15 protein-coding genes and 1 tRNA gene are annotated in these 13836 nt (G+C 56.8%); 4 read left to right on the plus strand and 12 right to left on the minus strand.

The window, feature by feature from the left end; all coding sequences use genetic code 11:
* The first annotated feature begins 26 nt into the window (after positions 1-26).
* From AC2D8P_RS13025 to AC2D8P_RS13040, 4 genes are all read left to right on the plus strand, one after another.
* A complete protein-coding gene (locus AC2D8P_RS13025) occupies positions 27-602 on the plus strand; it encodes a Maf family protein (RefSeq protein ID WP_484703219.1) in 576 nt (191 codons plus the stop codon).
* Positions 599-1636, plus strand: coding sequence for a ribonuclease E/G (locus AC2D8P_RS13030; protein WP_484703220.1), 1038 nt, complete (start codon positions 599-601; stop codon positions 1634-1636). Before AC2D8P_RS13025 ends, AC2D8P_RS13030 begins: the two co-directional genes overlap by 4 nt.
* Positions 1633-1815 (plus strand): DNA gyrase inhibitor YacG, encoded by a 183-nt coding sequence (locus AC2D8P_RS13035; RefSeq protein WP_484703221.1) that lies wholly within the window; start codon positions 1633-1635, stop codon positions 1813-1815. Before AC2D8P_RS13030 ends, AC2D8P_RS13035 begins: the two co-directional genes overlap by 4 nt.
* A gap of 80 nt (positions 1816-1895) precedes the next feature.
* Positions 1896-1970 (plus strand) — tRNA-Phe (locus AC2D8P_RS13040).
* 421 nt (positions 1971-2391) lie between these two features.
* On the opposite strand, the gene ccoP is transcribed toward AC2D8P_RS13040, so the two are convergent.
* The 12 genes from ccoP to AC2D8P_RS13100 form a co-directional block, all read right to left on the minus strand.
* Entirely contained in the window at positions 2392-3264 is an 873-nt protein-coding gene (ccoP, locus tag AC2D8P_RS13045) for a cytochrome-c oxidase, cbb3-type subunit III (RefSeq protein ID WP_484703222.1), read from the minus strand.
* Entirely contained in the window at positions 3255-3422 is a 168-nt protein-coding gene (locus tag AC2D8P_RS13050; protein WP_484703223.1) for a cbb3-type cytochrome c oxidase subunit 3, read from the minus strand. The genes ccoP and AC2D8P_RS13050 overlap by 10 nt, the downstream gene beginning before the upstream one ends.
* On the minus strand, positions 3419-4150 hold the full coding sequence (gene ccoO, locus AC2D8P_RS13055) for a cytochrome-c oxidase, cbb3-type subunit II (protein ID WP_484703224.1): 732 nt from the start codon (positions 4148-4150) through the stop codon (positions 3419-3421). Before ccoO ends, AC2D8P_RS13050 begins: the two co-directional genes overlap by 4 nt.
* Before the next feature lie 4 nt (positions 4151-4154).
* On the minus strand, positions 4155-5777 hold the full coding sequence (ccoN, locus tag AC2D8P_RS13060) for a cytochrome-c oxidase, cbb3-type subunit I (protein WP_484703225.1): 1623 nt from the start codon (positions 5775-5777) through the stop codon (positions 4155-4157).
* Entirely contained in the window at positions 5767-6057 is a 291-nt protein-coding gene (locus AC2D8P_RS13065; RefSeq protein WP_484703226.1) for a TehB-like domain-containing protein, read from the minus strand. Before AC2D8P_RS13065 ends, ccoN begins: the two co-directional genes overlap by 11 nt.
* Positions 6054-6800, minus strand: a complete 747-nt coding sequence (locus AC2D8P_RS13070; RefSeq protein WP_484703227.1) for a DUF2189 domain-containing protein — start codon at positions 6798-6800, stop codon at positions 6054-6056. Before AC2D8P_RS13070 ends, AC2D8P_RS13065 begins: the two co-directional genes overlap by 4 nt.
* On the minus strand, positions 6797-7246 hold the full coding sequence (locus tag AC2D8P_RS13075) for an RrF2 family transcriptional regulator (protein WP_484703228.1): 450 nt from the start codon (positions 7244-7246) through the stop codon (positions 6797-6799). Before AC2D8P_RS13075 ends, AC2D8P_RS13070 begins: the two co-directional genes overlap by 4 nt.
* Complete coding sequence (locus AC2D8P_RS13080; RefSeq protein ID WP_484703229.1) at positions 7243-7662, minus strand: group III truncated hemoglobin; 420 nt, start codon at positions 7660-7662, stop codon at positions 7243-7245. The genes AC2D8P_RS13075 and AC2D8P_RS13080 overlap by 4 nt, the downstream gene beginning before the upstream one ends.
* A 174-nt stretch (positions 7663-7836) precedes the next feature.
* Positions 7837-8475, minus strand: a complete 639-nt coding sequence (gene eda, locus AC2D8P_RS13085) for a bifunctional 4-hydroxy-2-oxoglutarate aldolase/2-dehydro-3-deoxy-phosphogluconate aldolase (protein WP_484703230.1) — start codon at positions 8473-8475, stop codon at positions 7837-7839.
* A complete protein-coding gene (edd, locus tag AC2D8P_RS13090) occupies positions 8472-10289 on the minus strand; it encodes a phosphogluconate dehydratase (protein ID WP_484703231.1) in 1818 nt (605 codons plus the stop codon). The genes eda and edd overlap by 4 nt, the downstream gene beginning before the upstream one ends.
* A gap of 445 nt (positions 10290-10734) precedes the next feature.
* A complete protein-coding gene (locus AC2D8P_RS13095) occupies positions 10735-12387 on the minus strand; it encodes an amidohydrolase (protein WP_484703232.1) in 1653 nt (550 codons plus the stop codon).
* Between the two features lie 9 nt (positions 12388-12396).
* Positions 12397-13791 (minus strand): NAD(P)/FAD-dependent oxidoreductase, encoded by a 1395-nt coding sequence (locus AC2D8P_RS13100; RefSeq protein ID WP_484703233.1) that lies wholly within the window; start codon positions 13789-13791, stop codon positions 12397-12399.
* Positions 13792-13836: the final 45 nt, after the last annotated feature.

The following is a 13836-nucleotide window of genomic DNA, read 5'->3' on the forward strand; positions in this document are numbered from 1 at the left end:
GTATTGACCTGTTCGGGCCCAAGACCATGGTAAAACTGATCCTGGGCTCTGCCAGCCCGCGCAGGCGCGAGTTGCTGGCACAGATCGGTGTCACGCCTCACGACATCCGCCCCTCTGACATCGATGAAACGCCGCTGCAGGGTGAACTGCCCCGCCCCTATTGTGTACGCCTGGCGCGTGAAAAGGCGCAGGCCGTATCCGCCACCGATGATGAGGCCGTCCTGGCCGCCGATACCGTGGTGGCCGTCGGACGGCGCATTCTGGGCAAACCCACCGATGCCGATCAGGCGCGCGCATTCTTGCGGCTTATGTCCGGGCGTCGCCACAGGGTGATCACCGCCGTGGCCGTGCGGCTGGGGGATCAGGTCTGGCAACGCGATGTGGTGACAATGGTGCGCATGAAGCAGTTGTCTGACGCGGATATCGATGCCTATCTGGCCTCTGGCGAGTGGGAGGGCAAGGCCGGCGCCTATGGTATCCAAGGGATGGCCGCGCAATTTATTCCCTGGATCAGCGGATCCTACACTGCGGTCGTCGGCTTGCCGCTGACCGAAACTGTTACACTTCTGAATTCCGCAGGCGTATTGGAGACCGGATCATGAAAGGCAGCATCGCTGTATTGGGGCAACTGGGAGATCAGAACGCCGCCGCCCGGATCGAGGATGGCAAGCTGGTCGACCTGTTGATTGACCCTGCCGATCCCGAACGCCCCGTTCCAGAAGCGATCTACCGTGCCAAGGTGGACCGCCAGATCAAGGGCCAGGGTGGAGTCTTTGTCCGCCTGCCGGGCGGTATGGGGTTTTTGAAACAGGCCAAGGGAATGTCGCCCGGGCAGCAATTGCTGGTGCAGGTGACCGGCCATGCCGAGGATGGCAAGGCGACACCGGTGACCGCAAAATTGTTGTTTAAGGGGCGATACGCCATCGTCACCCCATCCGCCCCCGGGCAGAACATTTCCCGCTCTATCCGCAATGATGACGAACGCGACCGGCTGACACTGATCGCCAAGGAGCAGATGCTGGGCTGTGACTATGGCCTGATCATCCGCTCCGCGGCCGCTGGCGCGGATGAAGCTGCCATTGCCGAAGATATCGGAGCCCAGATTGCCGTCGCCGACCAAATCCTGGCCGACCAGTCCCAAGACGGGCCAGAACTGTTATGGGACGGGCCCGATGCCCACCATCTGGCCTGGCGCGAATGGGCAGAACCAGACCAGATCGCAAACGAAACCAGTGCCTGGTATGATAACGACCTGCCCGATCTGATCGATGCGTTTACCGCGGCCCATGTCCCCCTGTCTGGCGGGGCTTCGATGTATGTCGAACCCACCCGCGCGCTGATTGCCGTGGATGTAAATACCGGCGGCGATACCTCCCCCGCCGCCAGTCTGAAAGCCAATATCGCCGCGGCCCGCGACCTGCCCCGGCAGTTGCGTATCCGGGGCCTGGGCGGTCAGATTACTGTGGATTTTGCGCCGATGCCCAAAAAGGACCGCCGGCAGCTGGAACAGGTGCTGCGCGTCGCGTTCAAGGCTGACGCCACCGAAACCGCATTGGTGGGCTGGACCCCACTTGGCCATTTTGAGCTGCAGCGCAAACGCGAACGCCTGCCCCTGACCGAAACGTTGCCAAAATGATCTGCCCGATTTGTTCCAAAGACAGCGATCGCAAATACCGACCCTTCTGTTCCAAACACTGTGCAGACGTTGATCTGGGCCGTTGGCTGACCAACAGCTATACCATTGCCGAGGGCGACACCCAGGACGTTGAGCACCCGCCTGCACCGGAACAGAAAAAAGACCGCCCGCAGCATTGAATTTGGCATTTATCCTCTGGACACGGCCCCAACCCCCGTCTAGAAAACCGCGACCCGAAGCAGTGACCTGCTTCTCCCGTGCCCGGGTAGCTCAGGGGTAGAGCAGTGGATTGAAAATCCTCGTGTCGGTGGTTCGATTCCGCCCCCGGGCACCACTTCGGCTGAAATCATTGAATAATTTCAGTCCCGAGGGGGCGAATCAAGATTAACAGATTCTTGACCGCTCTATCTATGGCAACCCTGCAATAACCTATAACAGGCAAGTACGTGCAGATTATGATTAGCGGGGTGCTGTCACTCGGTTAGGCGTCTTTCCGTCATCCGCACTATTTAGAGCATCCTGTAGGCTCGCTACGTTATACGAGCAATCCGGCCAGTTCCTCACACCAGATCGCGCACAGAAATGGATCGGGTAACAAGATCACCTAGTTTGCGGCCCCTTCGTGAGCACCGGGTAAGGGTTGGTTATTCCAGGCATCAAACGCGATGGAGAGGTGCCAGGCTTTGAACCCTAAATAGCCCAGCAATAACAGGATCAGAAACGCGTACATGGCGTTTCTGAAGCCTGGTGATTTCTCACTCCGCTGCGTCATCGGCGGCCCATAGAACATAGAGTGTCAGCATTCGGATTTCGGCGTCGTTCAACCGCCCTGACCACGCGGGCATCACCCCTATACGACCATCATAGATCGAGGTGATGATTGCGTCTCGATCGCCGCCATAAATCCATTGGTCATCGCCTAAATCGGGGGCGCCGATCTCTAGCCCGCCGCGACCATCATCACCGTGGCATGAGGAGCAGTTTTCCGTGAAAATTTCCGTGCCCCGCAGCGCCGCATCTGCATTATGTTCTGCGCCAGACAGCGACAGGACAAATTCCGCCACATCCCCGATTTGCGCATCATCCAGAAAGCCATCACGACCGAAGGCCAACATTTGCGAAAATCTTGTATAGTCATCCTCGGCATTGATGCCATGGCGGATCGTGTATTCGATCTCCTCTGGCGAACCCGACCAGAGCCAGTGATTGTCCGCAAGATTTGGAAATCCGGTTTGCCCGGTCAAATCAGCTGTGTGGCAAGCGGCACAATTGTCTTCGTAAAGTTTTGCAATCGGGGCGGCAAAACGGTCCTTCAGGTCGGGATTGGCCGCTAACACAGACACCTCTTGCGACTGAAACACCTCAAAGCTGTCGGCGCGGAGCGTGCGCCCGTCTGCCACTGCTTCGATCACTGTGGCACGGGATGAATACCCCAAAACACCGCGTGTGAAGTCTGAAACAAAAGGCCAGGCGGGAAACAGGATCCAAAACAGCACCGCGACGACGATCGTGATCCGCAACGCCCAGATTGACGCCCAGGGAACCGGGGTGTCCAGCTCTTTGATCCCATCCCATTCATGGCCTGTCAGTTCGGTGCCAGAGACCGGATCAACTTCTTTCAGCGACATGGGTGATCCTCCTCGGTGTTCAGAGGTGATTGGGCTGCGTCCTCATAGAGGCGGCGTCTGGAAGGCCAGTACGTCCACAAAACGGCGGCGACAAAGACGACGAACAGATAGAGCGCACCCCAGGTTTTGGAAAACACCAAAATTGCATCATGGGTCATCGGATCAAATCCTCTTCTGCCAGCGCCTCAAAATCGACAAGCGTTCCAAGCATCTGCAGGTAAGCGACGAGCGCATCCATTTCGGTCACCTTACCGCGTTGGCCATCAAAATCTCGCACTTGCACGTTATCTCCGTAACTTTCCTGCAGCTCATCGATGTAATTCTGATCTGCATCGGCCTGTCTGATGGCGTCTTTCACCGCCGAAGCAACCTGTTCGTCAGTATAGGGAACGCCCGTACGTTGAAGGGCCTTCAATGACGCGGGCAGATGGCCGGTTTGCAACGGCGCATCGGTCAAGAAGGCGTATCCGGGCATCACCGATCCCTCAACAAACTCTCGCGGTGCTTCCAGATGGGCCACATGCCAGGCATCGGAATATTTTCCGCCGATGCGTGCCAGATCCGGGCCGGTTCGTTTTGAGCCCCATTGGAAAGGGTGATCATACATGCTTTCAGCGGCCAGGCTGAAATGGCCGTAGCGATCAACGTCAGAACGCAATGTTCTGATCATCTGGCTGTGGCAGGCATAGCATCCTTCGCGCAGGTAAATATCGCGCCCAGCCTGTTCCAATGGGGTATAAGGGCGCATTCCGTCGACCTCTTCCACCGTGTTTTCGATTGTGAACAGCGGGGCGATTTCCACGATGCCACCGATAGAGGCCACCGCCAGGATCATCATGGCAAAAGCAATCGAATGGCGTTCCAGTTTTTGGTGTCTTGTGCTCATGAGATTACTCCGCCGGATGGGTCAGAGGCCGCGACAGATCAGATGCCGGTGCCAATCGCGGACCGCTGATTGTCATGTAGATATTATAAGCCCCGATACAGGCGCCGATCAGATACAGTAGGCCACCGATCGCACGGGCCACATAGTATGGGTGCATCGCGATCACGCTGTCGAGGAAAGAAAAGACAAAGGCGCCATTGGCATCATAGGTCTGCCACATCAGTGACTGTGTGATCCCACTGTTCCACATCGCGCCCACGTAGATCAGCGTTCCAGACAACGCGAGCCAGAAATGCCATGCCTCCAGCTTCAGGGAATACACGCCTTCGCGTCGCCAGATCCATGGCACCATCTTGTACATTGCCCCAAAGGTGATGAAGGCCACCCAGCCAAGCGCCCCTGCGTGGACGTGACCTACCGTCCAGTCCGTATAGTGACTAAGCGAATTGACCGGCTTGATGGCCATAAATGACCCTTCGAATGTGGCAAGGCCGTAAAAAATGATCGCCACCATCATGAACCGCACAGCAGGATCGGTTCGCACCTTATCCCAGGCGCCGTTGATGGTGAGAATGCCATTGAAAACGCTGGCCCAGCTGGGCACCAGCAGGATGATCGACATGGTCATCCCCAGATACTGTACCCAATCCGGCAAAGCCGTGTAATGCAGGTGGTGTGATCCTGCCCAGAGGTAGAGGAAGGTAATCCCCCAAAAGCCGATAATGGACATCCGATATGAATAGACCGGCCGGTTCACCGCTTTGGGCAGGAAGTAATAGAGCATACCCAGAAAGCCCGCCGTCAGAAGGAAACCAACGGCGTTGTGCCCATACCACCATTGGGTCATCGCATCCTGCACACCGGCAAACAACGAATAGCTCTTGGGGTACGCGATCGACACGGGCACTGCCAGATTGTTGACCGTGTGCAACATCGCGATCACCACGATAAAGGCTAGATAGTACCAGTTTGCCACGTAAATATGAGGCTCAGCCCGCCGCGCCAATGTCCACAGGTACAAGACCAGATACCCAACCCAGACAATCAACAGCAAAAGATCAGCATACCATTCCGGCTCGGCATATTCCCGCGACTGGGTGATGCCCAACGGATAGCCCGTGGCTGACAGCACGAGAAACAGGTTGTAGCCCCAAAACACCAGCCAAGGCAGAGTTTCGCTGGCCAGACGCGCGCGCGATGTACGCTGGACCACGTAAAATGATGTGGCAATAAGAGCGTTCCCGCCAAAACCAAATATAACCGCCGACGTATGCACAGGCCGGAGACGACCAAAGTTTGACCACGCCGTATCGCCATTCAGATCGGGAAAGGCCAATTGCCAGGCCAGAATATCCCCGACCAGAAATCCGACCACACCCCAGATAAAGGCTGCAATCACACCAAGCTTGATCACCCCATCATTGTATTCCAGGGGAATGGTTTCACCGGGTCCCGTCAGCCGGTTCAGCATCCACATGATGCCCCACCCTGCCGCGATCGCGACAAGCCAACCATGAAGAACATAACCAACCGGCACACCCCAACCCAACATGGCCGCACCGCCCGCCAGAACGAACAGCAACACAACCATCACGATGAAGTCTTCGACTTTTAAATCACGCTGCATCAGCTGGATCCTCGCGATAAAAACGCACTTCGAATTCGGCCCCTTCCAAAGGTTCGACCGAATGCTGTTCCTGAGGGTAGATCAATGCCGTGTCACCCGCCGCTAGCGTGGTTTCACTATGTGGCCGACGATAGATCAGGCGGCCGGAAAACAAAACCAACATCCCCCATGTCCCGGCCTTGACGCTATGGTCGTTGCGCAGTTTTTCCGGCGTGGTGATTTCGGTGAACCGTGGCGAACTCGCATAGTGCACCGCATTGGCTGGCGGCTGTGACGTCATGATCCTTCTCCCCTGAACAGATCCGCATAGGCGTGCCAGGTGGCAAAGCCCAACAATGGAAAAATAACGATTAGACCCAAAAGGCCTGTGATGATTCCGATCCCGGTCAGAACGGTAATCACCGCCCCCCAGCAAACCGCGAGCCAAAAATTTTGAGTGGTGGCATTGAAGCTTAGGCCCATTGCGGAAAACCCATCGATGGGTCGATCAACCAACAAGGGAAGTGAAAACGCGGAAACTGCGAATCCGAGGGCGGCAAACAACCCGCCAACCAGTGAACCGACAATCAACAGCGCCCAGCCCGATGCGGTGGTCACCATCAGATGCAGCACCTCAACGGGCCCGCCAAACGGGTGAAGCCCATAAGTGATTGCAAACAGAACCGTCGCGGCGCGTATCCAAATCAGTGCAAAGACCATCAAGATGGCCCCGACCAGCGCAATCTGCCCGCCCGCGGCCACACCCTTTTCACCACGTGCGACGATGTAAAGCCCGACAGTTGCCAACGGCCCAACAAGGACCCCGCCGGCAAGCAACGGCAGCAGCATCCATCCCAATCCGGTACCCAAAAGTAACCAGACCGAAATCCACCCCATGGCAAACAGGACACCGCCATAACAAATTGATAATGCGAAATTATCCCGGAAATCCTTCCACCCTGCAGCAAGCCATCGCCGGACAACCGACATCGGAGCTTCGTCCGTGATGACACGTGCTTTGGAATAATTGGAGGTGGCGGTCATAGCTGTACTTCTTTTTGCAGAATGGTGGGATTGGTCACGAACATTTCAGGCTCCAGTGCGAAATCTGCCAATGTGTATTCATCCAGAACGCTGATGAATGCTTTGGTAGCCTTGCGCAGAACCGGGGGCAAAGTACAGCCCGATCTCAAACTGCAATGGCAATCTTGCCGCATACACTCCACCAAATTGAAATCATGTTCTGTGGTACGCAACAAATCTCCCAATCCGATCTGGCTTGCAGGCCGCGCAAGACGAAGACCACCGTTCCGGCCGCGCTGTGCAATCAGGTATCCGGCTTTGGTTAAGGCATTTACCACTTTGGTCAGGTGTGCCCTGGAAATCATCAACCCTGCATTGGCTTCATCGATTGTAAACTGCTGCCCCTTCTTTGCCACCGCAAAAAGCATGACGCGAAAGGCGTAGTCGGAAAAGGTGGTAAGTCTCATACCAGCACCGGTGGGCTGCCTGCTGGGCGTCGGAAGTTTTCTATCCCGAACGATAGTCCTTTGCCGATCCGATCAGCAAGATGCGCAAATGAGGCCGCTTTTTCAGGGCAAAGCACTTCCTCTGCGGTTTCGCGGAATAACTGCAGCCAGATCGGAAAATGCTCGGCCTTGACGTCTGGGTTCGCCAGATGCACCTGCATGGGATTGCCCGAATAGCCTGGCTCCCGCAGGATCGCGCCACGCCAAAACGCCGCGATTTTCTTCTCATGTTCGGGCCAATTTTCAACAGAATTGCCAAACACCGGGCCCAAAATCTCATGCTCCCTGATCCGTGCGTAAAAGCGCGCGACCAAAGCCCCAATCTCGTCGGGTTCGATTTCGAACATCTGCGGGCGAAGAGAATCTGTTGTCGACATAGGGGCGCGAATCCTTAATACATGAATATTATCTATATGTTTTATTGCAGCGGGAATTGCAATCGAAAGTTTCTAACAATTCTGAAGGTTATTGCCGCACCCTGACACAGCGCTACACATGGCAGAAAAACGCCCCAAAAACCGGCGGCTGAGGATTGATCTGGCGCCGTCGCGTTACGTGCCCAAGCGTGACGCGTCTTTGGCAAGCGCCTCAATCGCAGCCCAGTTTTCGGCCTTAACAAGATCATTTGGGGCAACCCAACTGCCACCCGCACAGGCGACATTTGGCAAGGACAGATAGCTTACAGCATTTTCCGGGCTGACGCCCCCGGTCGGACAAAATGTGATCTGGGGCAACGGGCCGCCAATGGCCTTTAGCGCGGGCGCCCCGCCCGATGCATCTGCCGGGAAAAACTTTTGCATATCATAGCCTTGCCCCAAGAGCGTCATGGCCTCGCTGGCCGTTGCAGCACCGGGCAGAAGGGGCAGGTTTTCAGCCTCACACGCCGCCAACAATTCATCGGTGGCGCCAGGGGACACGCCGAATGTCGCCCCTGCGGCTTTGGCTGCGCGCACATCATCGGCAGTGACCAACGTCCCCGCCCCGACATGGCCGCCAGCCACCTTGGACATAGCAGAGATTACGTCGAGAGCGGCAGGGGTTCTTAACGTGACTTCCAATACGGGCAGCCCCCCGGCGACCAACGCTTCGGCCAGAGGGCGGGCATGGGCCACATCCTTGACCACCAAAACCGGCACGATGGGGGCCAGTCCGCAAAGATCGCGCATAATCTGACTGGAAGGGTTTGTCATAACGGGTCTCCGAAAATTGTCGCGCCAGTATCGGCGGAAGAAACGGACTGACGGAACAGCGAAAACAGTTCCCGGCCTGTGCCAAATTGGTTGGCGGCCAGATCGGCGGTTACCGGTGCTCTCTCCAGTGCGGCCGCCGTCAATATGTCCAACGTACCATTTTCCGCATCAACCCGCAGCATGTCGCCGTCCTTGATCTGTGAAATCGGCCCGCCATCCAGCGCTTCGGGTACGACGTGAATGGCGGCTGGCACCTTCCCTGACGCGCCTGACATACGCCCATCAGTGACCAGGGCCACCTTTTGCCCCCTGCCCTGTAGGATGCCCAAGATCGGCGTCAGGCTGTGCAGTTCCGGCATACCGTTGGCCTTGGGCCCCTGAAACCGGACAACAACAATGACATCGTCCGTGAATTCCCCAGCTGCGAACGCTTCCTTGACCTCATTTTGATCGTGGAATACGCGCGCCGGGGCCTCAATCAACTGATGTTCGGGCGCCACTGCAGAAACTTTGATCACAGCGGTGCCCAAAGAACCGGTCAGACGTTTCAAGCCACCCTTGGCCTGAAACGGATTGCTTGCGGGGCGCAAGATCGCCTCATTCAAGCTCTTGTCTTGACCGCGGCGGAATGTGAGTTGGCCTGCGTGCAAGAAGGGCTCAGAGACATAATGTTCCAGCCCCTCCCCCGCGACAGTTTGCGTGTCGGCGTGCAGATATCCACCGCGCAAGAGTTCGCCAATCACATAGGCCAGCCCGCCCGCGGCGTGAAATTGGTTTACGTCCGCCAAACCATTTGGATAGACCCGCGCCAAAAATGGCACGACCTCTGACAGTTCCGCAAAATCCTGCCAGTCCAGAATAATGCCGCCCGCGCGGGCCATGGCGATGAGGTGGATCAACAGGTTGGTTGACCCACCTGTGGCCATCAGCCCCACAATTCCGTTTGTGAACGCCTTCTCATTCAGAATGCTGCAGACCGGTGTATAACTGTTGCCCAGCGCGCTGAGCGACAACGCCCGTTTGGCGCCCTCTGCCGTCAGGGCCTCTCTCAAGTCCGTTCCGGGGTTCACGAAAGAGGATCCCGGCAAGTGCAGGCCCATAAACTCCATCAACATCTGGTTGGTGTTGGCGGTTCCATAGAATGTACAGGTTCCCGGCCCATGATAGGCTGCCATTTCGGCGGCCAACAATTCCTCTCGTCCGCATTCCCCGGCCGCGTATTTCTGGCGGATCTTGGCCTTTTCGTCATTCGCAAGGCCGCTGACCATGGGTCCGGCTGGCAAGAACACTGCTGGTATATGGCCAAAGGCCTGCGCGCCGATGACCAGACCGGGAACGATCTTGTCGCAAACCCCCAGATAGACAGAGGCGTCAAAAACATTGTGGCTCATCGCGACGCCCACCGCCATGGCAATGGTATCACGGGAAAAAAGGCTTAGCTCCATTCCGGCCTCGCCTTGTGTGACCCCGTCACACATGGCGGGAACGCCACCGGCGACTTGCGCTGTCCCGCCAATCTCTCGCACGGCAGAGCGGATCAGCTGCGGATAGGTTTCAAAGGGCTGGTGGGCCGACAGCATATCGTTATAGGCGGTCACGATCCCCAGATGGCCTGCGTTTTCCTTGGCCAATGTCTGCTGATCCTGCCCTGTTGCCGCATAGGCATGGGCCTGACCTGAACAGCACAGATGCCCGCGCGCCGGTCCGTCCTTTGTCGCCTGTTCCATCCGGCGCAGATAGGCACTGCGCGTGGCATCACTCCGGCGAACAATCCTGTCGGTGACGCGTTGCAAGGTATCGATAGGATGGGCCATTACAGACCTCCGTCTAATCAGTTAGACCAATTTGGTCACGTCGCAAAAGGCAATCCCGTCATATATCCGAGGGACCGCAAGGATCCGAAATTGCGCCATCAGATACCTCCTCAAGCGCGGTGAAACCTGCAATCGGTCGCACCATACGAATCGCAATGTTAGCGGTAACATTATTGAATGAAAAAGGGAACATCCTTTCCCAACTTGCCTACATCTACTCACGATCATTCGATCATTGCGATATGCTTGGATCCGCGGGCGGCTTTCTTTCGACAATGCGCGCTTAACCCGCATTCGCGACGGTGATAAGTTTCACCCCCTGATAGCCCGCCAATCCCCATGCGCCAGCTCTTGGCCGATACCGCTGGATGCGAACCCACCTGCCGTCAACATACAAACTCTGTTCACGAGGTCGCGGTGTCATCAACTTGTTTCGGTTATGGGGTCAGTTTGCGTCGTATGTCACCGAGCCATTGCAAATGGTTGTGCTAACCTGCGTCTGTGCCGCGTTATCCGGCGTCAACACACGATCCAACACCACGATATCGGCGGCCAGGCCGGGCATGAGCTGGCCAAATTCCTGATCTTTCAACGCCGCATAGGCCCCGCCTGCGGTATAGGCGTGCAAGGTTTGTTCAAAGCTCAGCCGCTCATCTGGCAAGTCTTCGGCCCATGGCTTGCGGGTCATTGCATAGTTGATACCCAGCAATGGTTCCAACGACGCAACCGCCCAATCAGACGCAAAGCAAATCTTGGCCCCTGCGTCAGCCAGACTGCGCCACAAAAAGGCATTGGGCCATTCATCGCGCCCGACGATCTTTGTCGCGCTTGGTTCCAGAGGAAATTCACAACCCGGCGGATGCGGCGGCTGAAGCGATGCTATCACGCCCAGCTCCTTCAGACGGGGGATATCGGTAGGATCGATCAATTCGATATGTTCGATCCGGTGGCGTCTGTCACGCGACCCGTTTTGGTCCCGCGCCGCCTGATACCCGTCCAGAACGGTGCGTACTGCGGCGTCCCCGATGGCATGCACCGCGATCTGAAAACCACGTCGGTCGAACTCCGCCGCCAATTCGTTGAACCTTTCCGGCATGTGCATGGGATCACTGCGATGGCCGGGGCTGCCGGGGTAATCATTCAGGCGATAGGCAGTTTCCATGTCCAGAACGCCATCCATGAACATCTTGATCCGGTTGCACCACAACATGTCGCTGTTCAGGTCGCGCCGCATTTTCTCTGCGATTTCAACGCTTTCATCGGGTTCGCCGGGGGTGAAATGATAAGGCAGTTCCAACCGGCAGATCAGATCGCCCTCTGCCTCAATTTCCGACAACAGCTCGGCCTGATATAGATTGCCATCCATATTGATGATCGTAGTAATGCCCTGCGCCGTGCAATGGGCCAAACCTTCGCGCAGGAGGGCCTTATCGGCGTCCCTTTGTGCTAGAGTGGGCGGTGTAGCCGGTTCGACACCTTCCAGCCCCAATCCCTCGCGCCCACCATGGGCCCCAAGTGTCAAAACCGTCGCGACAGCCGGGGGTTCGGTTAGAACCCCGGTTGCAAGACCATCGGCATCCAAAACCACCTCTGACGCCGGGCCAACATCGCATCCATGCAAAACACCCGCCGCGTTCAGGGCTACTGTATTGGCCCAGCCGTTGTGAAAATCCGCCGACTGCAACAGCAGGGGACGGTCAGGGCAGATGTCATCCAGATCATGGCGTGTCGGATCACGATCCCCGTCAAAACAGTCGTAATGAAAGCCTTGTCCGATCAACAGCGGTGCGTCTGGATTGGCCCGCGAAAAATCCTGTACAGCCCTCGCAATCGCCTGTGTTCCATGGGCGTCAGACAGGTTCAGTACCTTGCGCGAATGGGCCCCGATGAACAGATGCATGTGGCTTTCGACAAATCCTGGCAGGACCGTCGCACCCTTGGCATCGATGATCTGCGTGCCTGAAGAACATAAAACATCTATCCCGGCCTGATCCCCGACCGCGGTGATTTTTCCGCCATCAACCGCCAATGCCTGCGCCACCGGATTGGCCGGATCCATCGTCAGGATATGCGCATTAATGATCGCCAAATCCGCCATGAACCTCTCCTAAACCAATGGGAAACCCATCTTTGTGACCAGTTTCAGCCACAGGTTCCGCCAGCCTCCTTTGGCCTCTGCGGTGTCCATAGCATACATGGTGATTTGTGCACCAATATAGCGCAACGGATCGGGTGGAATAATGTTGGGCATGGTGCTGGCAAATTCGAGGTTCAAGTCTGGGTTTTCCTCGCCGTTCAGTTTCGCGAGCCCCATTTCCGCGCCAAAACGGCTGGCCGAAACACCAAAGCCCGAATAGCCCCCGGCATAGACGGCCTTGCCGCCGAAATAGGTTTGAAAATGCACTGCCATTCGGGTTGTCAGCGCAATCGGGCCGCTCCAGGCATGGGTGAACTGGATGTCATCCAGTTGCGGGAATGTGCGAAAAAACGCCTCTCCCAACCGCTCATAGGGCTGCGTGGTGCGATCCAGTTCGGGGTCGCGCGGGCTGTTCATGAAATAGCCCAACCGCCCACCGAACAGGATACGGTTATCTTTGGTCAGGCGCATATAGTTCAACTGCGTGCGGGTGTCATAAATCCCCTGCCGGTTGGCCCAGCCTATCCGGCCCAGCTGTTCATCGGACAAAGGTTGCGTCATCACGATCCGGTCACGGACCATGGCAACGCGCGAACGGATTTTCTTGTGTCCGGCGGCAAAGGCATTCGTCGCCAGCAGGACCTTGGGCGTCTTGATTTCCCCATCGCGCGTGACAACCCGGACTGTGGGGCCGTCATCCTCGATCCGTTTCATCGGGCATTCTTCGAACACCTTGACACCGACAGAAATCGCCGCGCGTTTCAGACCCCAGGCCAGTTTGGCCGGATGCACGGTGCCGCTGTTTTTCTTGTTCCACATGCCCGCCTGAACCAGGGGCGAGTTCAACTGCGATTTGATCGTCCCACCATCAAACAGCTCCACCTCATGACCATGCTCGACATGCAGGTCATATTCTTCGCGCACCAGATCGACGCCTTCGTCATTCACAGCGATGGTCAGCTCACCATTCCATTCCTGATCACAGTCGATGTTATGGCGTTTGATCGTGTCCAGAAAGCCACCCATATTGGCATGACCCAGCTCTTCCAGCCGCTTCAGATCATTGGGAAAAATCCGGATCGCATTGTGTAGTCCGTGCATGACAGAGGTGGACACAATCGCCCCCGGTCGGCCAGAAGCCCCATAGGCGATTTTTTCCGCCTCGATCAGCATGACCTCCTGATCGGGATTTGCCTCTTTGGCAATGATGGCAGCCCAAAGACCGGTAAAGCCACCACCGACAACAACCAGATCTGCCTCTTTTCGACCGATCACCTGGGGTTCGGTTGCTGGCGCATCGCCGCTGTCCAGCCAATAGGGGAAAAGGGTTACATCCTTGAGGGCGGATTTGCTGAGGGTCGACATGTCAGTCACTTTCTCTCACATCAGAAATTGGCCCACAATAAAACG

The organism is Roseovarius sp. YIN77 (assembly GCF_057219155.1).

Excerpts from the sequence above, each read along its gene's own strand:
- AC2D8P_RS13030 (WP_484703220.1), top strand. The coding sequence starts at position 599 with ATGAAAGGCAGCATCGCTGTATTGGGGCAACTGGGAGATCAGAACGCC.
- ccoO (WP_484703224.1), bottom strand. The coding sequence starts at position 4,150 with ATGAGCACAAGACACCAAAAACTGGAACGCCATTCGATTGCTTTTGCC.
- ccoN (WP_484703225.1), bottom strand. The coding sequence starts at position 5,777 with ATGCAGCGTGATTTAAAAGTCGAAGACTTCATCGTGATGGTTGTGTTG.
- AC2D8P_RS13100 (WP_484703233.1), bottom strand. The coding sequence starts at position 13,791 with ATGTCGACCCTCAGCAAATCCGCCCTCAAGGATGTAACCCTTTTCCCC.
- AC2D8P_RS13035 (WP_484703221.1), top strand. The coding sequence starts at position 1,633 with ATGATCTGCCCGATTTGTTCCAAAGACAGCGATCGCAAATACCGACCC.
- AC2D8P_RS13075 (WP_484703228.1), bottom strand. The coding sequence starts at position 7,246 with ATGAGACTTACCACCTTTTCCGACTACGCCTTTCGCGTCATGCTTTTT.
- AC2D8P_RS13065 (WP_484703226.1), bottom strand. The coding sequence starts at position 6,057 with ATGACGTCACAGCCGCCAGCCAATGCGGTGCACTATGCGAGTTCGCCA.
- AC2D8P_RS13070 (WP_484703227.1), bottom strand. The coding sequence starts at position 6,800 with ATGACCGCCACCTCCAATTATTCCAAAGCACGTGTCATCACGGACGAA.
- AC2D8P_RS13050 (WP_484703223.1), bottom strand. The coding sequence starts at position 3,422 with ATGACCCATGATGCAATTTTGGTGTTTTCCAAAACCTGGGGTGCGCTC.
- AC2D8P_RS13080 (WP_484703229.1), bottom strand. The coding sequence starts at position 7,662 with ATGTCGACAACAGATTCTCTTCGCCCGCAGATGTTCGAAATCGAACCC.
- AC2D8P_RS13025 (WP_484703219.1), top strand. The coding sequence starts at position 27 with ATGGTAAAACTGATCCTGGGCTCTGCCAGCCCGCGCAGGCGCGAGTTG.
- edd (WP_484703231.1), bottom strand. The coding sequence starts at position 10,289 with ATGGCCCATCCTATCGATACCTTGCAACGCGTCACCGACAGGATTGTT.
- ccoP (WP_484703222.1), bottom strand. The coding sequence starts at position 3,264 with ATGTCGCTGAAAGAAGTTGATCCGGTCTCTGGCACCGAACTGACAGGC.
- eda (WP_484703230.1), bottom strand. The coding sequence starts at position 8,475 with ATGACAAACCCTTCCAGTCAGATTATGCGCGATCTTTGCGGACTGGCC.
- AC2D8P_RS13095 (WP_484703232.1), bottom strand. The coding sequence starts at position 12,387 with ATGGCGGATTTGGCGATCATTAATGCGCATATCCTGACGATGGATCCG.